Annotated in this window: 26 protein-coding genes; 10 read left to right on the top strand and 16 right to left on the bottom strand. The window is 69.1% G+C overall.

What is annotated here, in order from left to right:
* The first annotated feature begins 72 nt into the window (after window positions 1–72).
* Together MXD95_RS28035 and MXD95_RS28030 are read left to right on the top strand one after the other, a co-directional pair.
* Complete coding sequence (locus tag MXD95_RS28035) at window positions 73–156, top strand: dioxygenase family protein (protein ID WP_250643766.1); 84 nt, start codon at window positions 73–75, stop codon at window positions 154–156.
* Between the two features lie 189 nt (window positions 157–345).
* Window positions 346–1,527, top strand: coding sequence for a thiolase family protein (locus tag MXD95_RS28030; protein WP_250643748.1), 1,182 nt, complete (start codon window positions 346–348; stop codon window positions 1,525–1,527).
* A 317-nt stretch (window positions 1,528–1,844) separates the two neighbouring features.
* On the opposite strand, the gene MXD95_RS28025 is transcribed toward MXD95_RS28030, so the two are convergent.
* From MXD95_RS28025 to pcaH, 7 genes are read right to left on the bottom strand one after another with little or no spacing between them, the layout of a single operon-like run.
* Window positions 1,845–3,029 (bottom strand): 4-hydroxybenzoate 3-monooxygenase, encoded by a 1,185-nt coding sequence (locus MXD95_RS28025; protein WP_250643747.1) that lies wholly within the window; start codon window positions 3,027–3,029, stop codon window positions 1,845–1,847.
* On the bottom strand, window positions 3,026–3,718 hold the full coding sequence (locus MXD95_RS28020; RefSeq protein ID WP_250643746.1) for a 3-oxoacid CoA-transferase subunit B: 693 nt from the start codon (window positions 3,716–3,718) through the stop codon (window positions 3,026–3,028). The genes MXD95_RS28025 and MXD95_RS28020 overlap by 4 nt, the downstream gene beginning before the upstream one ends.
* Window positions 3,718–4,410 carry a 3-oxoacid CoA-transferase subunit A gene (locus MXD95_RS28015; protein ID WP_250643745.1) on the bottom strand — a complete coding sequence of 231 codons (693 nt, stop codon included), beginning with the start codon at window positions 4,408–4,410 and terminating at the stop codon, window positions 3,718–3,720. Before MXD95_RS28015 ends, MXD95_RS28020 begins: the two co-directional genes overlap by 1 nt.
* On the bottom strand, window positions 4,407–5,606 hold the full coding sequence (gene pcaDC / locus MXD95_RS28010) for a bifunctional 3-oxoadipate enol-lactonase/4-carboxymuconolactone decarboxylase PcaDC (RefSeq protein WP_250643744.1): 1,200 nt from the start codon (window positions 5,604–5,606) through the stop codon (window positions 4,407–4,409). The genes MXD95_RS28015 and pcaDC overlap by 4 nt, the downstream gene beginning before the upstream one ends.
* A complete protein-coding gene (locus MXD95_RS28005) occupies window positions 5,603–6,829 on the bottom strand; it encodes a lyase family protein (RefSeq protein WP_250643743.1) in 1,227 nt (408 codons plus the stop codon). Before MXD95_RS28005 ends, pcaDC begins: the two co-directional genes overlap by 4 nt.
* Window positions 6,830–6,832: 3 nt before the next feature.
* The gene (gene pcaG / locus MXD95_RS28000) at window positions 6,833–7,387 is read right to left on the bottom strand and encodes a protocatechuate 3,4-dioxygenase subunit alpha (RefSeq protein WP_250643742.1); all 555 of its coding nucleotides are present in this window, start codon (window positions 7,385–7,387) and stop codon (window positions 6,833–6,835) included.
* The gene (pcaH, locus tag MXD95_RS27995) at window positions 7,384–8,160 is read right to left on the bottom strand and encodes a protocatechuate 3,4-dioxygenase subunit beta (RefSeq protein ID WP_250643741.1); all 777 of its coding nucleotides are present in this window, start codon (window positions 8,158–8,160) and stop codon (window positions 7,384–7,386) included. Before pcaH ends, pcaG begins: the two co-directional genes overlap by 4 nt.
* A gap of 119 nt (window positions 8,161–8,279) precedes the next feature.
* Here pcaH and MXD95_RS29780 point away from each other — a divergent pair, with 119 nt between their 5' ends.
* Window positions 8,280–8,639 (top strand): hypothetical protein, encoded by a 360-nt coding sequence (locus MXD95_RS29780; protein WP_250643765.1) that lies wholly within the window; start codon window positions 8,280–8,282, stop codon window positions 8,637–8,639.
* On the opposite strand, the gene MXD95_RS27985 is transcribed toward MXD95_RS29780, so the two are convergent.
* Window positions 8,630–9,526 carry a helix-turn-helix domain-containing protein gene (locus MXD95_RS27985; protein WP_250643740.1) on the bottom strand — a complete coding sequence of 299 codons (897 nt, stop codon included), beginning with the start codon at window positions 9,524–9,526 and terminating at the stop codon, window positions 8,630–8,632. The genes MXD95_RS29780 and MXD95_RS27985 overlap by 10 nt on opposite strands.
* Window positions 9,527–9,666: 140 nt before the next feature.
* Here MXD95_RS27985 and MXD95_RS27980 point away from each other — a divergent pair, with 140 nt between their 5' ends.
* Genes MXD95_RS27980 through MXD95_RS27970 form a run of 3 tightly spaced genes read left to right on the top strand, consistent with a single transcriptional unit; the run spans window position 9,667 to window position 12,300 of the window.
* On the top strand, window positions 9,667–10,425 hold the full coding sequence (locus MXD95_RS27980) for a nuclear transport factor 2 family protein (protein WP_250643739.1): 759 nt from the start codon (window positions 9,667–9,669) through the stop codon (window positions 10,423–10,425).
* A 55-nt stretch (window positions 10,426–10,480) separates the two neighbouring features.
* Window positions 10,481–11,422 (top strand): protein-ADP-ribose hydrolase, encoded by a 942-nt coding sequence (locus MXD95_RS27975; RefSeq protein ID WP_250643738.1) that lies wholly within the window; start codon window positions 10,481–10,483, stop codon window positions 11,420–11,422.
* A complete protein-coding gene (locus MXD95_RS27970; RefSeq protein ID WP_250643737.1) occupies window positions 11,419–12,300 on the top strand; it encodes an SIR2 family NAD-dependent protein deacylase in 882 nt (293 codons plus the stop codon). The genes MXD95_RS27975 and MXD95_RS27970 overlap by 4 nt, the downstream gene beginning before the upstream one ends.
* Before the next feature lie 61 nt (window positions 12,301–12,361).
* On the opposite strand, the gene MXD95_RS27965 is transcribed toward MXD95_RS27970, so the two are convergent.
* The 6 genes from MXD95_RS27965 to MXD95_RS27940 form a co-directional block, all read right to left on the bottom strand.
* Complete coding sequence (locus tag MXD95_RS27965) at window positions 12,362–13,870, bottom strand: aldehyde dehydrogenase family protein (protein ID WP_250643736.1); 1,509 nt, start codon at window positions 13,868–13,870, stop codon at window positions 12,362–12,364.
* Window positions 13,870–14,802, bottom strand: coding sequence for an ABC transporter permease subunit (locus tag MXD95_RS27960; protein WP_250643735.1), 933 nt, complete (start codon window positions 14,800–14,802; stop codon window positions 13,870–13,872). The genes MXD95_RS27965 and MXD95_RS27960 overlap by 1 nt, the downstream gene beginning before the upstream one ends.
* Before the next feature lie 113 nt (window positions 14,803–14,915).
* Window positions 14,916–15,794 (bottom strand): branched-chain amino acid ABC transporter permease, encoded by an 879-nt coding sequence (locus MXD95_RS27955; protein ID WP_250643734.1) that lies wholly within the window; start codon window positions 15,792–15,794, stop codon window positions 14,916–14,918.
* The gene (locus MXD95_RS27950) at window positions 15,791–16,558 is read right to left on the bottom strand and encodes an ABC transporter ATP-binding protein (protein WP_250643733.1); all 768 of its coding nucleotides are present in this window, start codon (window positions 16,556–16,558) and stop codon (window positions 15,791–15,793) included. Before MXD95_RS27950 ends, MXD95_RS27955 begins: the two co-directional genes overlap by 4 nt.
* On the bottom strand, window positions 16,555–17,328 hold the full coding sequence (locus tag MXD95_RS27945; RefSeq protein WP_250643732.1) for an ABC transporter ATP-binding protein: 774 nt from the start codon (window positions 17,326–17,328) through the stop codon (window positions 16,555–16,557). The genes MXD95_RS27950 and MXD95_RS27945 overlap by 4 nt, the downstream gene beginning before the upstream one ends.
* A 14-nt stretch (window positions 17,329–17,342) precedes the next feature.
* Window positions 17,343–18,602 carry an ABC transporter substrate-binding protein gene (locus MXD95_RS27940; RefSeq protein ID WP_250643731.1) on the bottom strand — a complete coding sequence of 420 codons (1,260 nt, stop codon included), beginning with the start codon at window positions 18,600–18,602 and terminating at the stop codon, window positions 17,343–17,345.
* A 175-nt stretch (window positions 18,603–18,777) separates the two neighbouring features.
* Between MXD95_RS27940 and MXD95_RS27935 the strand changes: the two genes are divergently transcribed.
* From MXD95_RS27935 to MXD95_RS27925, 3 genes are all read left to right on the top strand, one after another.
* Window positions 18,778–19,620: an IclR family transcriptional regulator gene (locus tag MXD95_RS27935; protein WP_250643730.1), complete on the top strand. Its 843-nt coding sequence runs from the start codon at window positions 18,778–18,780 to the stop codon at window positions 19,618–19,620.
* Window positions 19,621–19,711: 91 nt separating this feature from the next.
* Window positions 19,712–21,169, top strand: coding sequence for a benzaldehyde dehydrogenase (locus tag MXD95_RS27930; protein WP_250643729.1), 1,458 nt, complete (start codon window positions 19,712–19,714; stop codon window positions 21,167–21,169).
* 21 nt (window positions 21,170–21,190) lie between these two features.
* Window positions 21,191–22,297: an NAD(P)-dependent alcohol dehydrogenase gene (locus MXD95_RS27925; RefSeq protein ID WP_250643728.1), complete on the top strand. Its 1,107-nt coding sequence runs from the start codon at window positions 21,191–21,193 to the stop codon at window positions 22,295–22,297.
* Window positions 22,298–22,457: 160 nt separating this feature from the next.
* Here the strand turns inward: MXD95_RS27925 and MXD95_RS27920 are convergent, their stop codons facing one another.
* On the bottom strand, window positions 22,458–22,718 hold the full coding sequence (locus MXD95_RS27920) for a fibronectin type III-like domain-contianing protein (RefSeq protein ID WP_250643727.1): 261 nt from the start codon (window positions 22,716–22,718) through the stop codon (window positions 22,458–22,460).
* A gap of 82 nt (window positions 22,719–22,800) precedes the next feature.
* On the opposite strand from MXD95_RS27920, the gene MXD95_RS27915 reads away from it, so the two are divergent.
* On the top strand, window positions 22,801–23,385 hold the full coding sequence (locus MXD95_RS27915; RefSeq protein WP_285223805.1) for an NADPH-dependent F420 reductase: 585 nt from the start codon (window positions 22,801–22,803) through the stop codon (window positions 23,383–23,385).
* A gap of 361 nt (window positions 23,386–23,746) precedes the next feature.
* Here MXD95_RS27915 and MXD95_RS27910 read toward each other — a convergent pair whose 3' ends face one another.
* Entirely contained in the window at window positions 23,747–24,205 is a 459-nt protein-coding gene (locus tag MXD95_RS27910) for a VOC family protein (protein ID WP_250643726.1), read from the bottom strand.
* Window positions 24,206–24,534 lie beyond the last annotated feature (329 nt).

Here is a 24,534-nt window from a genome sequence, read left to right as displayed (position 1 = left end):
CTCGGGTGCGGAGGAGACCCAGCCGCCTCACCGATCGGCCCTGCCGGGGAGCCGATCGGTGAGCGCATCGTCGTGACCGGCCGGATCACCGACGGCGGGGGACGGCCGGTCCGCGGGCAGCTCGTGGAGATCTGGCAGGCCAAGCGCGACGGCTAAGCACGATGAAATCAGGGAGGTCATCCTGCGGAGCGCGATCTACTGTGGCGTCCCGGACGCCCAACACCGCCTTCCGCGTCACCGCGGAGATTCCGGCCGAGGAGACGACGTCTTGATTGTCGACCAGGTGGCCTCCGACCGGGAGCCCAGGGCAAGGGTGCCCCGTGACCAGGCCAGGAGTTCGCAGCGGTGACCTTCGTCTACGCGGCAGTCCGCACGCCCTTCGGCCGCTTCAACGGCGGGCTCGCCGGGGTGCGCGCCGACGACCTGGCAGCCGGGGCCATGCGGGCGGTACTGGCGCAGGCTCCGGGCCTCGATCCCGAGGCGATCGACGAGGTCGTCTGGGGCAACGCGAACGGCGCCGGTGAGGAGAACCGCAACGTCGGCCGGATGGCCGCTCTGCTTGCCGGGCTACCCGTCGGCGTGCCGGGCACCACCGTCAACAGGCTCTGCGGCTCTTCGCTTGACGCCGCGATGATCGGTTCCCGTGAGATCGACACCGGTGACGCCGCCGTCGTACTTGTTGGCGGTGTGGAGTCGATGACCCGTGCCCCGTGGGTTCTGCCGAAGCCGACGCGCGCCTTCCCGGCAGCCGACGTCACCGCGGTCTCCACGACACTCGGGTGGCGGCTGGTCAACCCACGGATGCCACAGGAGTGGACGGTCTCGTTGGGCGAGGCCAACGAGCAGCTTGGCGACCGGCACGGCGTCAGCCGGGAGCGCCAGGACGGTTTCGCGCTCAGGTCGCACCGGCTCGCGGCTGCCGCCTGGGCGGACGGTTTCTACGACGATCTGGTCGTCCCTGTCGAGGGCGTGGACCTGGTCCGGGACGAGGGCATCCGGGCGGACTCCACGGCGGAGAAGCTCGCCGGTCTCCGGCCTTCGTTCCGTCCCGACGGGACAATCACGGCTGGCAACGCCTCGCCTCTCAGCGACGGCGCGTCGGCCGTTCTGCTCGGGTCGGAGCAGGCCGCGGCGACGATCGGACGCGGGCCGTTGGCCCGGATCGCCGGCCGTGGCACATACGCGCTGGAGCCTCAGTCGTTCGGCTATGCGCCCGTCGAGGCAGCCTCGATCGCGCTGCGGCGGGCCGGGATCGGCTGGGAGCGGGTGGGCGCGGTGGAGCTCAACGAGGCGTTCGCGGTGCAGTCGCTGATCTGCGTTGACGCCTGGGGGATCGACCCTGAGATCGTCAACACTCGGGGCGGCGCGATCGCGATCGGTCATCCGCTGGGCGCCTCCGGCGGGCGCGTGCTGGGCACCTTGGCCAAGGTGCTGCGTGAGCGCCGTGAGCGCTGGGGGGTCGCCGCGATCTGCATCGGTGTTGGCCAGGGTCTCGCGGTCGTCCTGGAGAACACCGCGACGGCGTGAGACCGGCACAAGTGGCTTCGTAGGGACACTCCCACCTTCACAGCCACACAAGAGCCCCTCGGTCCCGGCGACCCCGTCCTTCGGTCCTCCGGTGACGTGGCCTCGGTCCCGGCGACGGGGCCGAGGCCACGTCACCGGGCCACCCCCACGGTCAGTAGCCGTAGTCGATCTAATCCTCCAAGTGCGGGGCCCCGGACTTCACCGTGGTGAAGTCACCGGGGCCCGCACGAGAACGACCTGGTCAGGGTCCGCGGCCCGCTCAAGGCCGCATTCGGCGTCACGTTGACCATCTCCACTGGGCGGCAGAGAGGGATGTGTCAACGGCCGGGCCAGCCGGTGTATCCCTCGGCGAGGTAGGTGGATCCGGCCGTCGAGGCGACGAGGGTGGTGAGCTCGCCGAGCTGGCGCTGCTCGTCGAACTCGCTGGAGTCTTCGGCGCGGTGGAGCATGGTCGTCATCCAGTACGAGAAGTGCTGCGCCTTCCATACCCGGTCGAGGGCCCGGGCTGTGTAATGCTCCAGCACGGTGTAGTCATTCTTGGCCAATGCCTGTTGGATGGTGTCCGCGAGCAGCCGAACGTCGGCGAGCGCGAGGTTCAGGCCCTTCGCGCCGGTCGGGGGCACGGTGTGCGCGGCGTCGCCAGCGAGGACCAGTCTGCCGTGCCGCATCGGGGTCTGGACGAAACTGCGGAACGGCAGCAAGGTCCGTTCGATGACCGGCCCTTCCTTGAGACGGAAGCCGTCCTCGCCGGCGAGCCGGGTCTGCAACTCGTTCCAGATCCGGTCATCGGACCAGTCGTCTGGATTCTCGGATGGGTCGCACTGGAAGTACATCCGCTGCACGGACTCGGTGCGCTGACTGATCAGCGCAAATCCGTCGCGGGACCGGGTGTAGATCAGCTCGGGGGCGCTCGGGGGTGCCTGGACGAGGACGCCGAACCAGGCGTAGGGGTATCCGCGGAAGTACTGCGTCGCCCCGGTAATCAGACTTCGGCAGATGCTGCGGGAGCCGTCCGCGCCGACGACCAGGTCGGCGGCGATCTCGTGTCGGTGACCGGTGGCGTCGGTGTAGCGCACCCGGGGAGCGTTCAGGATGTCGACGACCTCGGTGTCGGTGATGCCGAATCGCAGATCGGCGCCGTCGGCGGTGCGGGCGCGATGGAGGTCGATGAAGATGTCGGTCTGGGGGTAGAGCCAGCATGAGGCACCCGCGAGGTTCTCGAAGTCGATCCGGTGGCTGAGCCCACGGAAGCGCAGCGAGATGCCCTCGTGCCGGTGGCCGTCGCGCAGGACGCGGTCCAGTCCCGAGTCGACCAGAAGACGTACGCTGTCGCGTTCCAGAATTCCGGCGCGGTGTGTCGTCTCGATGGTGCGCACGGCCCGGTTGTCGATCACGATGCTGTCGATCCCGGCGAGGTGGAGCAGGTGGGAGACCATCAGGCCGGCGGGGCCGCCGCCGACTATGGCGACCTGGGTGCGGGTGGTGCTGGCGATCGTGGTCATGGCGTGTCCATCGTGATGTTGAGGCGGGCCTGCAGCTCGGCGATGGAGGCGCCGAAGGTCTCTCGCGCGACGAGGCCGTGAGGTGTGACGTCGAGGACGGCGAGGTCGGTGTAGATGCGGGTGACGCAGCGGACGCCGGTGAGGGGGTACGTGCAGGCTGGGACGACTTTCGGGGCGCCGTCCTTGGTGAACAGCGTCATCATCACGTAGACGTCCTTGGCGCCGATGGCCAGATCCATCGCGCCGCCGACGGCGGGGATGGCGTCCCGCTCGCCGGTGTGCCAGTTGGCCAGGTCGCCGGTGACGGATACCTGGAACGCGCCGAGCACGCAGACGTCGAGGTGGCCGCCGCGCATCATCGCGAACGAGTCGGCGTGGTGGAAGTAGGCGGCGCCGGGCAGTTCGGTGACGGGCAGCTTGCCGGCGTTGATGAGGTCCGGGTCGACCTGCCCGCCGGCGGCGGCAGGACCCATCCCGAGCATGCCGTTCTCGGTGTGCAGGACGATGCCGCTGGAGGGGTGAAGATGGTCGGCGACCCTGGTGGGCTGGCCGATGCCGAGGTTCACGTAGGACCCCGCGGGAATGTTCCTGGCGATCAGTGCGGCCAGCTCATCGGCGGTGAGCGGGCCTCGGCCGGTGTGCTCGATCGTCGCAGAGTGGTCTTTCGGGCTGCTGTTGTTCACTGCCATCAAGCTCCCTCGACGATGTACCGGCGGGCCGGGACGGCGACGAGCCGGTCGACGTAGATGCCCGGGGTGATCACGGCTTCGGGGTCGAGCGATCCAGTGGGCACGACCTCGTTGACCTGGACGACGACGGTGCGTGCCGCGGTGGCCATGACTGGTCCGAAGTTGCGGGCGGTCTTGCGGTAGACGAGGTTGCCGAGGGTGTCGCCCTTGAAGGCGCCGATCAGCGCGACGTCGCCCGCGATGGGGTACTCGAGCACGTAGGTGCGGTCACCCAGGACGCGGGTCTCCTTGCCCTCGGCCAGCGGAGTGCCCACCCCGGTTGGGCAGAAGAACGCCCCGATCCCGGCGCCGGCGGCGCGGAGCCGTTCGGCGAGGGTTCCCTGCGGCACGACCTCCAGGGCGAGCTTGCCCGCACGGTAGAGACCGTCGAACACATAGGAGTCGGCCTGGCGAGGGAACGAACAGATCACCTTGCGCACCCGGCCGGCCTTAAGCAGCGCCGCGAGCCCGATCTCGCCGTTGCCGGCGTTGTTCGACACGATGGTGAGGTCCTTCGCGCCCTGCCGGATCAGCGCGTCGATGAGGTCGAATGGCATGCCGGCCAGACCGAATCCGCTGATCAGAACCGTGGACCCGTCCTCGATCCCGGCGACCGCCTCGTCGGCGGTGTCCAGCACGAGCGTGCGGCTCATCGGCCGTCCTCGGTGTCGTCCTGCTCGGCGAGCACCCGCGCGGCGATCCGGAACGCGGTGTTGGCCTCGGGCACGCCGCAGTAGATCGCGCTCTGCAGGATGACCTCCTTGATCTCGTCGGTCGTGAGCCCGTTGCGTAGCGCCGCGCGCAGGTGCATCGCGAGCTCGTCATGGTGGCCGCGGGCGATGAGCGCCGTGAGGGTGATCATCGAGCGGCCGCGGCGGTCTAGGCCCGGTCGGGTCCAGATCGTGCCCCAGGCGTACTGGGTGATGAGCTCCTGGAACTCGGCCGTGAAGCTCGTCGCCGCCGCGGTCGCCCGGTCGACGTGGGCGTCGCCGAGCACCTGGCGGCGCACGGCCATGCCGGCGTTGTAAACGTCCGTGATGGTGGGCGCCTCCGTGGGCGGCGGCGTGGACAGCGCGCCGCGAAGGAGGTCGGCGACCTGGTGGGGAGCTTCCGCGGGGGCGAGGTGCGCGACGTCGTCGAGGACCGCCAGCCGCCCGTCCGGCACCTTCGAGACGATCTGTTCGAGCGTTGCCGGTGGTGTCACGACATCGTGGGCTCCCGCGATCGCGAGGACGGGCGTCTCGATGGCGGCGAGCCGTTCCCGGACGTCGAACCCGGCCAGCGCCTCGCACGCCTGCGCGTAGCCCTCCGGGTCGACCTCGACCAGGCCTCCCAGCAGCCGCGCGGCGACGTCCGGTTCTCTGTCGGTGAACCCGGGGGCGAACCAGCGCCGCGCCGAGCCGGTGACCATCGCCGCGCAGCCGGACGCACGGACGGTCGCGGCCCGTTCCCGCCACGCCGCCGCCTCGCCGATCTTCGCGCCGGTGCACAGCAGCGCCGCGTGACGCACCCGGTCCGGCGCGTCCAGCGCAAGAGCGAGGCCGACTGTGCCGCCAAGCGAGACTCCGGCGTAGGCGAACCGTGCCTCACCGTCGCCGCGAGCCGCCGTCACGTCTTCCGCGTAGTGAAGTACACCCCTGGCCAGCTCGGCGATCGTGAAGGGCTCGTCGACGGCTGCGCCGTCGTGGCCGGGCAGCTCCCAGCCGACGACGTGGAAACTGTCGCCGAGTGCACCGGCGACCTTGGACCACAGCGCGGTCGACGAGGTGCCCAGCGACGGACCTACGACCAGCAGGGGCAGGTCGGGGCGGCCGGCGAGCTCGACACCAGTGATCTGGGGGACGGTCATTGTCTGGCCTCCAGGTAGGCGTTCGCTCGCGCGAGCACGGCGGTGATCACCGTGTCGGCGGCACCGAGGTAGTCGTCGTCGGGCGGCGCCTTCCCGACGAACGCGGCGATCGAGCGGCGTTCCGCGGTGAGGTCCGGCCAGCCGGCTCGGGCGGTGGCCCGCATCCGGGTGTCGTCGACCCGCAGTCCGCGTAGCAGCTCGCTGGTGTGACTCGCCGCGACAACGGTGCGGCGTGCGAGGTCGCGCAGGGTCTGCCACTCCGCGTGCCAGGCGCCATCCGGGCGCTCGTCGCCGGCGAGAGCCGCAGCCAGGTGCAGCGTCGAGGCCAGCGCCGGCGCCGTGAGCGCCGCGCGTCGGATGAGCACCGACAGCACCGGGTTGCGCTTGTGCGGCATGGTCGACGACCCCCCACGACCGTCGACCGCTGGCTCCGCCAGTTCGCCGATCTCCGGACGGGACAGGGTGGCGACGTCCGTGGCAATGCGCCCCCAGGCGTCGGTGCCAGTGACCAGCGCATCGGCGATTGCTGTGAACGTCGTCCGGGTGGTGTGCCACGGAGGTGCGGCTCGCAGGGCGAGCGCGGACGCCGCATCCGCCACGACCGCGGTGGTCACCGCGACCGGGTCCGCGACGCCGCGCAGTCTGGCCAGCTCGACCGCGGCCGACAGTGTCCCGGCCGCGCCCCCGAACTGCGCCGGCCATGGCAGCCGATCGAGGGCCCCAGCCACGTCCAGCACTCCGGTCAGCCAGCCGGCCGCTTTGGCGCCGAAGGTGGTCGGGACGGCGTGCTGGGTCAGCGTCCGCCCGGCGATCAGCGTGCCGCGATGGGCCTGGGCCAGGACCACGAGCGAGGTGACTTGGTTATGCAGCTCCCGGCGCACCCGTTCGAGGACGTCGCGCAGCAGCAGGACGAGGCTCGTGTCGATCACGTCCTGGCTGGTCAGGCCACGATGCACCCAGCTGGCGGCCGGTCCGGCGGACCGGCCGCGCCACAGCGCCACGAGGGTCGGCACCGGGTTGCCGGCGCCCTCGGCCGCGCGGGCCACCTCGGCCAGGTCATCAGGCCCGACGAGCCCGGTCAGGTCGACGGTGCCCGGAGCTATCCCCGCCCGTGCGAGCGCGTCGAGCCACGCCTGCTCGACCCGCACCATCGCCGCCAGCCACGCCACCTCACTGGCGAGGTCGCCGGCCCGCTCGTCACCCGGCCAGAAGAGATCACCCACAGGTCAATGACCCGGGAACCGAAGAAAGACGGTCTCCCGTGCTCCCTGCAGGTGGATGTCGAACACGAAGCCCCGCTCACCGCGCGCCGCGATCAGAGTTTGCCGGCGCTCCGCCGGCAACGAGGACAGCAGCGGGTCGGCAGCCAGCTCGGCGCCATCGCCGGGCACGTAGGCGCGGGTGAACAGCCGGTGCAGCAGACCCCGCGCGAAGACCGTGACGGCGAAGAACGCCGCCTTGCCAGGTTCGGACGGTCCAGGCACGAGGGTGCTGAACGCGTACTGGCCGTCCCGCCCGGTGGACGCCCGCCCGAAACCGGTGAACGCCCACCCGTCGCGGCGCAACGAGCCGGGGCTGTGCGCGACGGTGCCGTCCGGACGGGTCTGCCAGATCTCCACGAGCGCGTCCTGTACCCCGCCGCCCGCCCCGTCGAACACCTGCCCGCGCAGCGCGACCGAACCCGGGCTGCCCGGCGGCACCAGATCGCGGTCTCCCTCATAGGGGAGGCCGTAATGGAAGAACGGGCCGACGGTCTGGCCCGGGGTCGCGAGCAGCGTCATCTCGCGTCCTCGGACTCGGGAAGGGTCCGCCGGCTGCCGGTGAGAACGATATCCCACCGGTAGCCGATGGCCCACTCATGGCTGGTCAGGTCGTGGTCGTAGGTCGCGACCAGCCGGTCGCGAGCCCGCTGGTCCACGACCGACTGGTAGATCGGATCGAACGCGAAGAGCGGATCCCCCGGAAAGTACATCTGCGTGACCAGGCGCTGGGTGAAGCAGGTGCCGAACACCGAGAAGTGAATGTGCGCCGGGCGCCAGGCGTTGTGGTGATTGCGCCAGGGGTACGGGCCCGGCTTGATCGTCTGGAACCTGTACCCGCCCTCCTGGTCGGTCAGGCACCGTCCGGCGCCCGTGAAATTCGGGTCGAGGGGCGCCGGATGCTGGTCACGCCGGTGTACGTACCGCCCGGCGGCATTCGCCTGCCAGATCTCGACCAGCTGCCCCCGGACCGGCCGGCCGTCGCCGTCGACCACCCGGCCAGTAACGAGGATCCGCTCGCCGATCGGCTCACCCGGATGACCGATCGTCAGGTCGGCGTCCAGCGGGTCGACATCGCGGTCGCCGAAGCAGGGGGCCGAGCGCTCGATCGCCTCCGGGTCGACCTCGATCGGGACATGGGTGGGATGCCGCAGCACAGTGCTTCGATACGGCGGGTAGTCAAGACGCGGCTGGTTCTCCTCCCCCTCCGTCTCCTGGTAGCCGGCGGCGATGGCTGCGATCTCCGAGCTGATCACGGTCTGCGATCCGAGCGTCGGTGCGGCGGGACCACTCATGGGACGCAGCGTAGAAGCGAGTCGGCCGACCACCAACCTGTTTGCTTCCGCTCAGCGGAAGACTGGTCCTCGTGGCAGGAAACACGAGCAGCCCGGGGGCGACCGTCGTGGAGCGGATCATGGCGATCTTCGCGGCGTTCGACGAGCACCACACCCGGCTGTCGCTGTCGGACGTCGCGCGGCGGGCGGAGCTGCCGCCACCCGCGCCACGGTCCATCTGGCCGCGACGGCCAGGAGGTGCTCTACCTGGAACGGATGGCGGGCCGGGCCTCGGTACCTGTCGTGAGCTCGGTGGGATCGACCCTGCCGATGCACACCACCGGCGTCGGGAAACCGCGCTCCAGGTAGCTGCCGCAGGGATCTCACGCCAGCTCGGCACCGAGACGGCGCGACAGCCCTGTCACCGCCAGGCACAAGGACGGCGCGCAGAGAACCGCCGCCTTGATCCGTGCGACCGGGTGAACGCCGGTCATGGCTGATAGTCGCTGTGGACCGCGGTGCGGAAGCCGATCGGTGTGCTGCCGGTGCGCTGGTGGAAATACTTGTTGAAGTTCGTCGCGCTGGTGAACCCGAGCCGGGCGGCGATCTGCGCTGCGCTGTTGTCGCTGTGCGCGAGAAGCCGGCGGGCTTCGAGGATGGTTCGGCGGTCGATGTAGTCCTTGGCGTTGATGCCGGCCGCAGCCTGGGTCGCGCGGGACAACGTACGGGTGGAGTAGCCGAGTGCGCGGGCGTAGTCCTCGAGCCGGCGGGTGCGGGTGAAGTCGCGTTCCACCGCGTCGCGGAATCGCGCGAAGGTGTGGTTCGGTTCGGGAGCGGGTTGGCCGGGTACGGCGTCGAGGTGGGTGAGGCGTAGCAGGAGCACCGCGAGCAGGTGCCGCAGCACGGCTTGCCGTACGTCGAGGGGTAGCCGTCCAGGCGCGGTGAACGCGTGGGCGAGGTGTCCGATGGATTCGGTCAGCCGATCTCGGTCATCGCCGACCGGTTCGTAGACGACGGGCGCGTGCGGGTCATCCGGGCGGGCTGTCGCGACGGTGTCGGGATCGAGGAACTCGGGCTGGAAGAGGATCAGTGTGCCGTCCAGGTCGGCGAGCTGGCCCCATTGCTGGACCTGGCCGGGCCGGACCCACATCCACATGCCCGGTTCGAGGGTGTAGCTGGTGAAGTCGACGGTGTGCCGCAAAATCCCGCGGCTGAGCGTGAGCAGGTGGTGGAACGCCGGGCGTTGCGGGACGGCGAGAAGTCTGTGGCTGGCGCGGGAGCGGAGCCGGCCGAGATCCAGTACCTCGGCGCCGACCGGGGTGCCGGCCGGCGGAACGAAGCCGAGATCGCGGATGTCCCCGCTCGCTGCGTGTCGGATTTTCACCATCGCGAGTCACGAGCCTACTGGGGTGTTCCGGCCGCGCACTCTTAAGGTTTGACCTAAGGAGCACAGGGCGGGGGTTCTGTTACGGCAGGTGTTGGCTGCCGCGGCGCGCCTCCCATCATCGTCATGCTGAGGAGCACACCATGACCGCTAAGGACGTCGTTCTGACGGCCGCCGGGCAGTTGTTCGGCGACCGTGATCCGTCTGCCGTCGACCGGTGGGTCGCCTCGACCTACCGCCAGCACAGCGCGCTGGTGCCCGATGGTCCAGAGGGGCTGCGGGCGCTGGTCACAGGCCTGCCCGCGGGATTCCGCTACGAGCTGCACCGGGTTCTCGCCGACGGTGACCTCGTCGCGCTACACGGCACATACCACGGCTTCGGCCCGGAGCCGCTGGTCGCCTTCGACATCTTCCGGGTCGAGGGCGACCAGCTGGCCGAGCACTGGGACGCGTTGGCGCCGGTCGTCGAGAAGACGGTCTCCGGCCGGTCACAGACCGACGGCCCGACCGAGGTGGCAGACCTCGACGCGACGGAGGCCAACCGGGCTCTTGTCGTCGGGTTCGTCGAGTCCGTGCTCAAGGGCGGCAAGGTCGACACAGTCACCGACTACCTCAGCACCGAGCAGTACTGGCAGCACAACACCGGGATCGGCGACAACCTCGACGGCCTCGCCACGGCTCTGGGCGCTCTCGCCGAGCAGGGCATCACCATGGTCTACGACACCGTGCACCGCGTTGTGGCCGAGGGTAGTTTCGTGCTGACCGTCTCCGAGGGACGCTTCGGGGCGACCCCGACTGCGTTCTACGACCTGTTCCGGGTCGACGGCGGCAAGATCGTGGAGCATTGGGACGTCACGCCGGAGATCCCGGCCGAGCTGCCACATGGCAACGGCCTGTTCTGACTACCGTGCGCCGGGGTCGGTCTCGGACGAGCCACTGTCGTCCGCGGAGTGCGTGATGCCCACCAGTCGTCTGCTCGCGCTCAGTGCCTACCGCGAGGCGCTGAACCTTGACCGGCGCTTCCAACCGGCAGCCGCTCCGGCCTCGTCGCAGGCCTGGGACGATCTGGTCCGCGAGCTGCTCAGCCTGCTCACCACGGACAGCTCCGTGGCCCGGCTCGGCGTCAGCGCAGAGCAGGTGAGGGCTGCCGTCGAGACCGGCCGCGGCCGGGCGCTGCTGCGGGCGCTGCTGACCCTCAGGGAACCTGGCCCGCTGCCGGCAGCGGCCGTGCCCTTACTCGACGCGCTGCTCAGCGGCGAGCGCGCCCAGAGACCGACCGTCGAGATCAATTCCCTCCCGACCGTCGCCGAGCAGCATCCCGAGACCGGGTATCCCGCTGCGGCGACAACGGCGGTATGGCGCGGCGACATCACCGCGCTGCATGCCGACGCGATCGTCAACCCGGCCAACAGCGGCCTGCTCGGCTGCTTCCAGCCGGCGCACCGCTGCGTCGACAACGTGATCCACGCCGCCGCGGGCCCACGTCTGCGCGAAGACTGCCACACGCTCCTCAGCGCGCAGAGCGGCCCGGAACCAACCGGTACCGCCAAGATCACCCGTGGCTATCATCTGCCCGCCGGCTACGTGCTGCACACCGTCGGGCCGATCGTCAACGGGACGGTGCGGCCCGCGCACGCCGCGGCGCTGGCCTCGTCCTACCGGTCCTGCCTCGATCTGGCTGCCGAGATCGCCGGAATCCGGACGGTCGCGTTCTGCTCGATCAGCACCGGCCTGTTCGGCTACCCCAAGCCGCTCGCCGCCCGTGTCGCACTTGCCACCGTCGCCGACTGGCTCAACGCACACCCCGGCCGCCTACATCGCGTCGTCTTCGACGTCTACGACCACGACGACCTGCACATCTACCAACAGGCACTCAGCGCAGGGGAACGTCCGTCATGACTTCTCGACCCCCATCCGTCCCCACCCGCACGGACCTGGCCGCTGCCGTCGAGGTAGTCCAGGAGTGGCTGACCGAGGCCGATCGCGTCCTCATCGGCGCCGGCGCCGGCCTGTCCGCCGCCGCCGGCTACGACTACACCGACACCGCACGCTTCGCGGAACTGTTTCCCGCGCTGCACCGCCTCGGCCTGCGCGCCCGCTACCAGCTCATCGGCATGCCCCTGCCGCCGGCGCTGCTGTGGGGCTACTGGGCCACCCACGTCGCCGACATCCGGTTCAGCGCCGGCCCCCACAAGGTCTACGAGCGGCTACGGCAGCTGATCGGCGACCGGGATCACTTCGTCATCACCAGCAACGTCGACGCGCTCTTTCCCCGCAACGGCTTCGACGCCGACCGTGTCTTCACCCCGCAAGGCGACTATGGCCTCTACCAGTGCGAGACACCCTGCACCCGGGAGACCTGGCCCAGCGAGGCCATGATCCGCGCCGCGTGCGCCGTCTACGACCCGGCCACCGGGCAGGTCGTCGACCCGAACGCGATCCCCGCCTGTCCGCACTGCGGCGGCGAGGTGTTCCTCAACGTGCGTAAGGGGCCCGAATACATCGGCGACCCCCACCTGCCCACCGGGCGCCGCCTCCAGCAGTGGATCAACGCGGGCCCGGTCGACGAGCGGCTCCTCGTCCTCGACATCGGAAGCGGCTACAACACTCCCAGCGTGATTCGCTGGCCCATGGAACGCCTGACCGCCGCCAGGCCGCACGGCCGTCTCGTCCGGATCAACCCCGAGCACCCCCAGCTGCCCGCCGAGCTCGACGACCGCGCCATCGGGATCGCCCACGGGGCCGAAGACCTTCTCGACGCCCTGGCCGGCCCGTAGCAGCCGTATTCGTATGCCTCAGCGGCCGTCGGAGCAGTCGGCGCCGTTGGCACAGCGGATACTAAAAAGGGAACTGGCGAGCCTTGTGGCGAACAGTAATCCACTGCGGCTCGGTGAACTCCTCGATCGCGAACCCCACACCGAAACGACCCCAGCCGCTGTCCTTGACGCCCCCGAACGGCATCCGAGGTTCGTCGTTCACTGGTTGATCGTTGACGTGGATGATCCCGGCCTGGAGCTGGCGCGCTACTTCGAGACCTTCCTGGGGACCAGCGGCCAGGACGCCCGCGGCGAGCCCGAACGCGGAGGAGTTGGCGCGTGCGACGGCCTCATCGCGATCTCCGACGACGTCGAGGACAACGACAGGTCCGAACGTCTCGTCGAACGCCAGCTCGACGTCGTCGGGTACGCCCGTGAGGACGGTCGCCGGGTAGCACGGCGGTGCGGGGACCCCGCCGGCCAGGACCCGTGCTCCTCGTTCGACCGCCTCCTCGACGCGGCGGGTCAGCAGCGACAGCGCCCAGTGGTTGATGACGGGGCCGATGACCGTGTGGGGATCTTCAGGGTCGCCCATCGGTAGGCCCGCCACCTTCGCCGCGAAGCGTTCGGAGAACTCCGCCGCTATCGCCTCCTCCACGAAAATCCGTCGTGCACACATGCACACCTGCCCTTGGTGCACGAATGCGCCATAGGCCGCGGCGTTGACCGCGTAGTCGAGGTCGACGCCGGCGAGCACCAGCAGTGGATTCTGCCCACCAAGCTGGAGGACGAGCCGTTTGAGGTGGCGGCCGGCTGCCTCGGCGAGCCGGCGACCGGTCGCGGTTGATCCCGTGAAGTTGATCCGCCGCACGAGCGGGTTGGCCAACAGTTCGTCGCCGATGAAGCTCGCCTCGCCCGGTGCGTGTGTGATGACGTTGAGCACGCCGGGCGGCAGGCCTGCCTGCTCGAATACCTCCGCCCACAGGGCGCCGCCCGTGTGGGGAGCCTCCTCCGAAGGTTTGAGGACGACGGTGTTGCCGACCGCCAGCGGCCCGACGATCGCCCGGGCAGAAAGGATCAGCGACGCGTTCCACGGCGCGATCGCACCGACCACGCCGACCGGCCGGCGGACCGCCACCGAGCTCACTCCTGGCTGGTCGGACGGCAACATCTGGCCCGTGGCGGCGTACGGCAACGCCGCGCTCTGCCGGAGGAGGGACACCGCGAAACGAATCTGCACCTCCGCGAAATGACGGCCACATCCGGTCTCGCGGGCCAGCAGGACCATGACCTCGTCGCGCCGCCGCTCGACTGTGTCTGCCGCACGCAGGAGGATTCCTTGGCGCTCGTGTGGTGGCGTATCGGACCAGTGCGCGAACGCCCGGTGCGCCGCGTCGATCGCCGCATGGGTGTCGTCCGCGTCACCGGCGGCCACGGTCGCGATGGCCGCCGCGGTCCACGGGTTGTGGCTGTCGTAGGTGCGGCCGTTGGCGGCGTCGATCCACTGGCCGTCGATGTAGTGACGTATGGCCCCGGGTCCGCCGCTCGCGCTGTCGTGCTGCGTGTCATCTCGGGCCGCGGACCGGGTCATCAGCCGTGTTGCTCCTTCATACTCGGATGGGACGTCGACAGACGATAGCCAAGCGGCAGTTGGACCGGCAGACGGTCGCTGACGACTGTCCACAGGCCGCGGGGCAGGAAGAGCGCGAACAGGACCGCGACGGCTCCCAGGCCGATGAGATACCAGGCTCCCTGGTCGGCGAACTGCTGCTGGGCGACGAAGAAGATGATCGCGCCGAGGATCGGCCCCTCGAAGGTTCCGAGGCCGCCCACCAGGACCATGAAGATCATGTACGCGGAGTACTGCACTCCGAAGATCGACTGTGGCTGGATGAACAGTGTGTTCGCGAGGATGAGCGCCCCGGCGGCGCCGCAGCCGAACCCGGCGAGAACGAAGATGCCGAACTTCAGCGGCCGGACCCGGACGCCAAGGGAGGCCGCCGCCTCCTCGTCGTCCCGGATTGCCTGGAGCGCGGCGCCGGTCTTCAGTCGGAGCAGGAGAAAAAGCGCGCCCAGTATAGCGAGTAGGAAGGTCAGCGTCAGCCAGTAGATGTAGGCGTGCCGCAATTCCGGGGTGTACGAATTCAACCCCTGCAGCGAGATGCCGGTGCCTCCGCCGAGACCTGTGTCGAGCACTATCAGAAGTCCCAGCGCTTCGGCGATCACCCAGGTGCCGACCGCCAGCTGTCCACCCTTGAGCTGCAACACGAGGAGTGCGACGAGCGCCGCGAGAACCGCGGCGGACACGGCGGCGAGCACCATCGCCGGGAACGGGGAGACGCCGTGCTGAGTCAGCCAGATCGTCGCGTAGGCGCCGAAACCGATGAAGGCCTGCTGACCGACCGAAACCATGCCGCCGTATCCAGCCAGGGCATTCCACATGACCGCCAGGATCATGTAGATGAACAGGCTGGTCAACTGCACGACAGCGTTGGTCCCAAACAGGGTGGGAACGGCGAACAAGCCGACCCCGACCGCCAGGAGGACTCCCGAGGTGATTCGCGACGCCGATGTCGAACGGGTAATACGAAGTTGGGTCGGGTTCCCGGCTGGCCGGGTCGCGGCAGGTGCGGTGGTCATGCGAATGCCTTCCGGGGCGCTGTGGCCTTGACGCGCGGAACCACGAGTGCCAGCAGGAATACCAGGTGGCCGGTAAGGATCGAGTATTGCGGATCGATGGTCGCTCCGATGGTCTGCGCCACGCCGAGGACGATGCCGCCGACGAGCGTCCCCCAGAGTGAGCCGAGGCCGCCGATGATGACCGCTTCGAACGCGAAGATCAACTGTGCGGGGCCGCTGGCTGGGCCGAAGGAGGACCGGATGGCGAGGAAGGCGCCCGCGATGCCCGCGGTCGCGACGGCGATCGCGACCGCTCGGGCGTATATCGCGGAGGCTGGGATGCCGACCAGGCCCGCGGTGTCCGGGTCCTGCGCGGTGGCCCGCATCTCCCTGCCGAACGCGGTGGCGCGCAGCGTGTAGTGCAGTCCACCCAGGACCGCGACCGACACGACGAGCAGTACGACGCCCAGATAGGGGATCGACAGGTCGGAGGTCAGCTTCCAGCTTCCGGTCGACAGGGTCCCGACATTGGACCCGAGTGAGTGGACGTCCGGGGAGAAGACCTGGAGGAACCCGTTCTGCAGCACGATCGACAGGCCGAAGGTCGTCAGGAGGGGGACCAGCGGGCCACCGCGGAGACTGCGGGCGAGGACAGTGCGTTGCAGGGCGTATCCCACGGCCAGCATGACGGGGAGAACCAGCAGGAGGGCGATGAACGGTGAGATGCCTGTCTTGTCGGTGACGACCCAGACCAGGAAGGCCCCGAGGATCGCGAGGTCGCCGTGCGCGAGGTTGATGATCCGCATGACGCCGAAGATCAGTGACAGTCCGCACGCCAGTAACGCGTACAGACTGCCTAGGAAGATTCCCTGCACAATGGCATTGACGATGTTCACGGTGTCCCTATTTCAGCGTGGAGCGAGGTGGCTGTGCCCGCGGTGGGTGCGGGCGCCGTGGCGGACCGGACTCCGAAGTAGGCGGCGGTCACCTGGTCACGGGTGATGTCAGGTGTGGCGGCAGCAAGGGCGACGTGGCCTTCGAGCACGCACATCACGCGTTGGCTGACCGACAGTGCGCGTTCGAGGTCCTGCTCGACGAGCACGACGGTCGCGCCTGAGCCCAGCAGGCGGGTCAGCGACTCGTACACGGCGTCCACCGCGACGGGGGCAAGGCCGAGCGAGACCTCGTCGATGAGCAGGACGCGCGGGTTCGTCATCAGGGCACGCGCGATCGCGGCGGCCTGCTGCTGGCCCCCGGATATCTGCGACGCCTGCTTTCGCGTGATCGGCCGCAGCACGGGGAAGGCGTCGAGGACGGTATCGATCGTCCATTCACCGCGCCGACCGCGCCGTCCAGCCACCTGGAGGTTCTCCAGGACGGTGAGCTCGGGGAACAAGCGGCGGCCCTCGGGCACCAGGGCCAGCCCGCGGCGCACGCGATGATGGGCAGGTACAGAGGTGATGTCTACTCCGTCGAGGCGGACACGTCCCTTCTCTGCGGGGTGTGCTCCGGCGATGGTTCGCAGCAGCGTGGTTTTCCCTGATCCGTTGGCACCGACGAGCGCGAGCGTCTCGCCCTCAGCGAGCGCGAGCGAGATCCCGCGGACCGCGTGCAGAAGGCCGTGTTTGGCATGCAGATCGGTGACTTCCAGAACCGTCATGAGCGAGTCTTTCCGAGATAGGCGGCCATGACGGTCTCGTTCCGCAGAACGGCGTCGGGAGCACCGTCAGCGATGATCTTGCCGGCATCCATCGCGACGAGGCGATCGATGACGCGCACGAGCACGCGCACGATGTGCTCGATCCACACCAGGGACATGCCACGCTGGCGTAGCTGCAGGATCGTGGCGACCAGCTCGTCGGCCTCGGAGTCGGTCAGCCCGGCGCCGATCTCGTCGAGCAGCAGGACCGACGGCCCGGTAGCGAGGGCCCTGGCGAGTTCGAGGCGCTTGCGGTGCAGCAGGCCGAGCGTCTCGGCGCGGCGATTGGCGAGGTCCGCCAGACCACACACCTCGACGACCTCGACGGCACGTTCGAACCGTTCGCGCCGGCGCAGCTGGCCGCCGTGGGCGGCGCCCACGAGGACGTTCTCCAGCACGGTCATCCCGCCGAATGGCTTAGGCACCTGGTAGGCCCGCGCGACGCCGAGCCGGCACCTTCGTTCGGCGCCGAGCTGGGTGAGGTCGGTACCGAGCAGGCTGATGGAGCCGGCGGCCGGCCGGACAGTGCCTGCCAGCGCGGACAGCAGCGTCGTCTTCCCAGCACCGTTGGGCCCGACGATCCCCACCGCTTCGCCGGCCGCCACATGAAAGTCGATGTCGTCGAGAACCTTCACGTCGCCGTAGCGCACGGACAGGCGACGGGCGGCGAGCACGGACCGCTCGGTACCACCCGGCTCACCGTCGCGCAGCGCGCCCGTCCCGGCCACCATCGACGCACCGGCCGTCATGCGCGGTAGGGCTGCAGCTGCGCAGCTACCGGAACGTTCGGGTCGGAGGAGCTCTCGCACAGCACGAAGTCGAGTGGGTATTTGCCTGACTTCGCCGCGGTCCACTGCCCACCGAGGATGGGGGTCGCGACGACGTTGCCGTTGGGCCCCTTGCCCCACTGCAGGTTGCCGACCGGCGTCTGGACAGCCAGGGTGCTGATCGCGGTGGCCACGGCGCCCTTGTCCTTGGGATCCGGTGCAGCTTTCAGGGCCGCCGCGGCGGCATCGAACAGTGCCAGGCTCGGGCCCAACTGCTGGGTCCACTGCTTTCCGGTCTTCTTCTGGTAGCCCGCGCCCAGTTCCTTTGAGGAGATGCCGGTCAGCGAGGAGGTGTACGGGTAGGTCGGCGTCCAGTAGGCAGCACCGGCCACGCCGACACCGAGCGCGCCCAGCGCCTCGACCTGCGAGGCGAACAGGCCTGTCTTGGCCACCTGGACGATCTTTGGCTGGTATCCCTGCTGGGCCGCCTGCTGCCAGAAGGTCGCGAAGTCCGGCGGAAGCGGGAAGGTGTTGAAGATCTCGGAGTTCTCGGCCTTGAACTTGGCGATTTGCGACGAGTAGTCATTCGTACCGTTGGTGTACGCGCCCGGGTCGACGATCGAGTAACCCGCCTTCTGCAGCAAAGGTCCCAGCGAGGTACGGACAGCGTTCCCGTCTGCGTCATTGGGCCACATGACGCCGACCTTCTGGTTGGTCGACACCTGCGGCCACATCGTGGTGTATGCGTTGGCGAACTGCTGAACACCGAAGCAGAAGTGATAGACGTACTTGAAGGCCTTTGTGTCGGTCGGCTTCGCGCCTCGACCGAAGTACCAGGCCTCCCAGGGCACGACGGTCGAAATGCACGGCACGCCCGCCGCCTCGCAGGCGTCGGACACCGGGTTCACGGTCTCGGGGGTCGACGTGGTTAGCATCAGATCGACCCGGTCGGCGTTGATGAGGTCGTTGGCGACCTGCGCGCCCCGCTGCGGGTCCGACTGGCCGTCCTTGTCGATGACCTGCACGTCGTATTTCTTGCCGCCGATGGTCAGTCCCTTGCCGAGCACGTCGCGGGCCAGACCGAGCACGTAGGCATCGGGCTCGCCGAAGGCAGCCGCCGCACCTGTCCGCGGGCTCACGAAACCGATTTTGATCGTCTGCCCCGAGCCGCCTCCCGGATCGTCTCCCTTTACTGAGCAGGCCGACAACACCGGCCCGGCGGCGACCAGTCCGGCCATGCCTAAACCAGACCTGATGAGTCCACGCCGGCTCGGCGTCCAGAGCTCGGCTTTGTCTGACGGGGTCACAGGTGTCCTCCGTAGGTTGCGGGATCGCCGGATGATTCGCGTGATGCCCACCACGTGTCAACATCGCGTTCCGATGGTCAGAACTCAGTTCCGTTAAGCTCGCAGGATGACGGCGGATGGAAGCGACGGGGCCTCCGATGGCGGCGCCAGCATCGCTACGAACCAGGCGCTCGAGCGCGGACTCTCGGTGCTGTCGGCCCTGGGCGCGCAACGCGCTTCCCTGGGGCTGGTGGAGATCAGCCGCCTGGTCGGACTGAGTAAGAGCACCTGCCACCGGTACATGGCGACCCTGTTGGCCCTCGGCTTCGTGGAGCAGGACGCCGACACGCGGCGCTACGCGCTCGGACCCCAGGCGCTACAACTCGGTTTCGCGGCCCTGTCCTCGCTGGAGCTCAGCAAGGTCGCCGCGAAGCCCCTGCAGGCGTTGGCGGACGAGACAGGGCATACGGCCAACATGGCGGTGCTCGACGGCGCGGACATCGTCTACATCGAGCGCCGCCGCCCGGCGCGCGCCGCCTTGCGCATCGAGCTGAACCTCCAGGTCGGGGCGCGTCTGCCGGCCTACTGCACGTCGATGGGGAAGGTCCTGCTCGCCCACCGCGATCCCACCGTGGTGCGCCCGATCCTGGACCGGACGGATCTGGTGCGTCGCGGGCCCAAGACGGTGACCGCCCGCGAACAGCTGACGACCGTCCTCGCCGCAGTCGCCGCGGGCGGTCTCGCGGTCAACGACGAGGAGCTCGCTCCCGGGTTGCGCTCGATCGCGGCCCCCGTCCGAGACCGTTCGGGCCAGGTCGTCGCGGCGGTCAACCTCTCCGTCCACCTCGGCGCGTGGAACGCCTCGATGGAGACCGTGGTGAGCCGGCTCGAGGGACCGCTGCGCCGCACAGCAGCCGAGATCTCATCCCGGCTCGGCCACCTCAACATCACCAAAGGTTCCGACAGATGAAACCATGGTTCTTATGATGGAACCCTATGTTGCACTGATGTGATCGTCCACATAGCGTCCCCGCTGACCATTCGGCGCATGGGAGACTGCTTTGTTACTCGCACCTGACACCTGGACCGGCAACATCTTCATCGGCGGAGCCTGGAGGCCGGGTTCCGCCGGAACGGCGAAGATCGTCGAGCCGGCGACCGGTGAGTCGCTCGGGGACATCGGCATCGCCGACGCCTCCGATGTGGCACGGGCAAGCACGATCGCAACGAAAGCGCAGCACTCCTGGGCCGCCTTGCCGCACATCGAGCGGGCCGCCGTGCTGCGCCGCGCCGGCCAGCTGTTCTCCGCCAACGCCGACGAAATCGCCGGATGGAACATCCGCGAAGTGGGCGCCATCCCGGCGATGGCCGGATTCTCCGTCCACACCGCCGAGCAGGAATGCTACGAGGCCGCGGCACTGCCAGGCCGGCCCACCGGTGAGCTTCTGCCCAGCGAGCAGTCCCGCCTCTCCTTCGCCCGCCGTGTGCCGGCCGGAGTCGTCGCGGTCATCTCGCCGTTCAACGTGCCACTCATCCTGAGCATCCGTTCGGTGGCGCCCGCCCTCGCGCTGGGTAACGCGGTCATCCTCAAGCCGGATCCGCGCACCCCCGTCACCGGCGGTATGTCGATCGCCCGCGTCTTCGAGGAGGCAGGCCTGCCGGCGGGAGTCCTGCAGGTCCTCCCCGGGGGTGCGGACGTCGGCGAGGCGCTGGTCGTGGATCCCGCCGTCCGGGTCATCTCCTTCACCGGTTCCACCCAGGCCGGTCGCCGCGTCGGCGAACTGGCCGGAAAGCACCTCAAGCGCGCCCACCTCGAACTCGGCGGCAACTCTGCCATGGTCGTGCTCGAAGACGCCGATGTGGACGAGGCCGTCACCCTGGCCGCCTTCGGCTCCTACTTCCACCAGGGCCAGATCTGCATGACGACCGGCCGTCACCTCGTCCACGAAGACCTGTATGACACGTTCGTCGAGAAGCTCGCCGCGAAGGCAGCGCGTCTCCCCGTCGGCGACCCCGCAACCGCGCAGGTCGCCCTCGGACCGCTCATCGACGCCGGCCAACGCGACAAGATCCAACAGATCGTCACGGACACGGTCGCCGCCGGCGCGCGCGTGGCCGCGGGCGGCAAGTACGAGGGACTGTTCTACCAAGCCACCGTGCTCGCGGATGTCCCCCCGCATTCCCGCGCTTTCTCCGAGGAGATCTTCGGGCCGGTCGCCCCTGTCGTGAAGTTCTCCACCGACGATGAGGCGGTCGCGTTGACCAACGGCGATTACGGCCTCTCCCTCGGCATTGTGACCACGAACGTCCTGCGCGGACTGGCCCTCGCCGAACGAATCCCGACCGGCATCGTGCACATCAACGACCAGACCGTCAACGACGAGGCCAACAGCCCCTTCGGCGGGGTCGGCGCCTCCGGGAACGGCGCCCGATTCGGAGGCGCGACGGCCAACATCGAAGCCTTCACGGAAACGCGGTGGATCACCATGCGTGAAAAGCCAGCGACCTACCCCTACTGAGCCGGACGGGACATATCCAAGATGGAGATCTTAGCTGCCGTCGTCGAGGAACGTGACGGTCCCTTCAGCCTGCAAACGGTCGAGCTCGACGAACCAGGTCCCGGCGAGGTGCTCGTCAGGCTGGTCGCCACCGGCATCTGCCACACTGATGAGCTCGCCCGCCATGGCGACCTGCCCTTCCCCCTGCCCGGTGTGCTGGGGCACGAGGGGGCCGGGCGGGTGGCCGCGGTCGGCGCCGGAGTCACCGAGGTCAGTGTCGGTGACGGTGTCGTCATCGGGTGGCCGTCCTGCGGACGGTGCCGTAACTGCCGCGAAGGCCAACCCCGGTACTGCGCCCGCCTGGGCGAGGCACTCGCGGGAGGCGGCCGCCTCGACGGCGGCTCCGCCCTCCGCCGGGCCTCGGGGGCTCCGCTACACAGCCACTTCTTCGGCCAGTCGTCCTTCGCCAGCCATTCGCTCACCACCGCCGCCGCCCTGGTCAAGGTCCCCGACTACATGCCACTGGAGCTGATGGGTCCGCTGGCCTGCGGCATCTCGACCGGAGCGGGCGCGGTGTTCAACGACGCCCGGCCCAGCGCGGGCGACAGCCTCGTCGTGTACGGCGCGGGCACCGTCGGGCTCGCCGCTGTCATGGCGGCCCGCAACTCGGCCGCGACCCGCATCATCGCGGTCGACCGACACGACCACCGCCTGCAGTTGGCGACCGAACTCGGGGCGACCCACGTCGTCAACGCGACCCGAGACGAGCCCGCAGCAGCTGTCCACGACATCTGCGGCGGACCCGCGGACATCTCCCTGGAATGCACCGGCGTGCTCAGCGTCGTCCGACAGGCCGCCGACTCGGTCGGCATGCTCGGCACGTGCTACCTCATCGGGGGCGCCCCCGCCGGAGCCGAGTTCACTCTCGACCACATCTCCACCCTGTGGGGCAAGCGCATCGTCGGCATCCTGGGCGGCAGCGGCCAGAGCACCCAGCTCATCCCGGCCGTGATGGACCTGTTCACCCAGGGCCGATTCCCGTTCGACAAACTGGTCGAGTTCTACGACTTCACCGACGTGGCGAAGGCACTCGACGCCTCCAACGCCGGTACAGTCATCAAGCCGATCCTGCGCATAGGGCCCTCCTGACCGCCGCGCCGAATCCGCACCCCAGGCACGGAGCACAAAGACCGCGCGGAGCCGCGGGGTCACCCCGGGCGGGGGCGTTTGGTGCGACGGGCGGGGCGGTCTGGCCGCCGCCCGGGCCAGTTCGCAGAGGTGCGCACCTGCGGCGTTCCGGGTGGCTGCGTCATACGACCGTCACCACCGCCGAGGCCCGCAGGTCCGCGCTCGATGCGCCGACATGGACCGTGAAGTCACCCGGCTCGACGACCCATCGTTTCCGAGTCTCGTCCCAGTGCTCGAACGCGGCGGCCGGCAGCGTGACAGTGACCCGACACGTTCGGCCCGCAGCGCCGTCGACCACTGCAAATCCGGCAAGCCACAGTGCGCACCAGCCCCGGCAGGACAGGGCCGCGAGCTGGGCATACAGGCCCGCTTGCCCCGGCAAGCCACTACCAGGACTTTCAGCGCGACTGGGCTGACGTTGAACACATCACGTTGACAATACGGAGACCGCCTCCGTAGCGGAACTGGGCGCGCTGGCCACCGCGGGTACGGTCGAGCAGGCCGCCCAGGCCGGTGAGCTCGTCGTGCTGGCGGTACCCCTGGCGGCACACACCGCCATCTCCGCCGAACTGCTCGAAGGCAAGATCGTGCTGGACGCCAGCAACTACTACCCGTCGCGTGACGGCCGGATCGCCGAACTGGATGAGGACAAGACCACGACCAGTGAACTGATCCACCGCCACTTCCTGGGAATGCGGCTGGTCAAGGCGTTCAACAACATCCTGGCCCACCACATCCCCCTGCTTGCCCGCCCCGCCGGGGCCCCCGACCGCACCGCACTGCCGATCGCCGGTGACGACGCCGACGCGAAGAAGGCCGCGGCGGCCCTGATCGGACAGCTCGGCTTCGACACCGTCGACGCCGGCCCGCTCGCGCAGAGCTGGCGCATCGAACCGGAGACCACGGCCTACACCCGCCTCTATCTCGCCGACCCCGCCACGCCCTTCGAGCAGGTGATGCAGGCGCCCGCCCGCCCCGTTTCGGCTGCCGAGCTGCACCGCGCGCTCGAAGCAGTCGAGCGGCTACACGTGGCCGACCGCACCTTCTGACCCCCGACGGGCCACATTCGTACTGGCCGCTGTAGCTCCGCACGGGCGGTCTACCGGAAACGGAACGTCTACGTGAGCCCGCCCGACAAGATCGTTATCAGCGCTGACCGCTGTACCGATCTTCCCCGGGCACCGCAGCGGCCGATAGCCGTCGGTGTGGGTGCCGTAGAAGTGCACGTTCTCGTGGTGGGTCGGCCAGATGTGCGCCAAGACCTCATCGTCGACGTCGCGGCCGGTCCGACGCAGGGCGGCCACGCCGAGGCCGTGGTACTCCGTGGGTCCGCCGCAGGTTCACCGACCTGACCGGGCGGTGGTAGTCGATCGCGGCGGGTGGGTTGGAATAGGACGCTCTGATCGAGGGTTACGACGTCGGATCGGCGAACAACTCAAGCTGAATGTTGTCGGGATCACGTAGGACCAGCACTGCGGCGCCGGGGATCGAGTTCGCCGCCGCGACCGGAGAGTGGGTGACTCCGGTCGCCGTCAGCCGCCGGGCCCAGGTGTCGAGCTCGTCCCGGTCGGCCACGGCGAACGCCAGGTGGTCGAGGCCCACCCGCCTCTCGTCGAACGAACCGTCGTCGCCGTCGCTGTGCTGGGCAAGCCCTAACCGGACGTGCAGGCTCTGGTGCCGCAGGAATACCTTGCGGCGCGAACCGTCGGGGGCATCGTATTCACCCACCCGGATGAACCCGAGGACGCTCTCGTACCAGGCCGCGCTGGTTTCGACGCTCCGCACGGTCAGGCCGAAGTGATGGAGGCCGACGATTCCGCCGACCGCCGCATCAACGTGGGTTTTGGACGCGGACCCTGTCTCGGACATGACCCGGAGCATATGCGAAGTTACGGGGAGCGCCGTCCCTGCATGACCTGAAACGACTAGTCGCGGTAGGGACCGTCCTTACGGACGGCCCCCCGCACAGATCCCAGCGAGCGGAACTACCGCACTGGGCTCCTGCCTCGGGTACTGGCGTCGAGCCGAACGGTAGGCAGGGGATGTCGGACCTTTGCGGTCGGTAGCCACCTGTTCGCGATGGGCCCCATCCGTCCCCAGTTCAGGTACCCGCGCTGGCTATGATGTGCCCTTTTAAATCCGGACAGTCTCTATTAGGTTGATCTACGCGGCGGGCTGCTTTTTCAGGTATTCGTCGT

Source organism: Frankia sp. AiPa1, assembly GCF_023243075.1.
Lineage (GTDB): Bacteria > Actinomycetota > Actinomycetes > Frankiales > Frankiaceae > Frankia.
The sequence above is the reverse complement of the archived record's forward strand: the minus strand, read 5'-3'. Positions and strand labels throughout refer to the sequence as shown.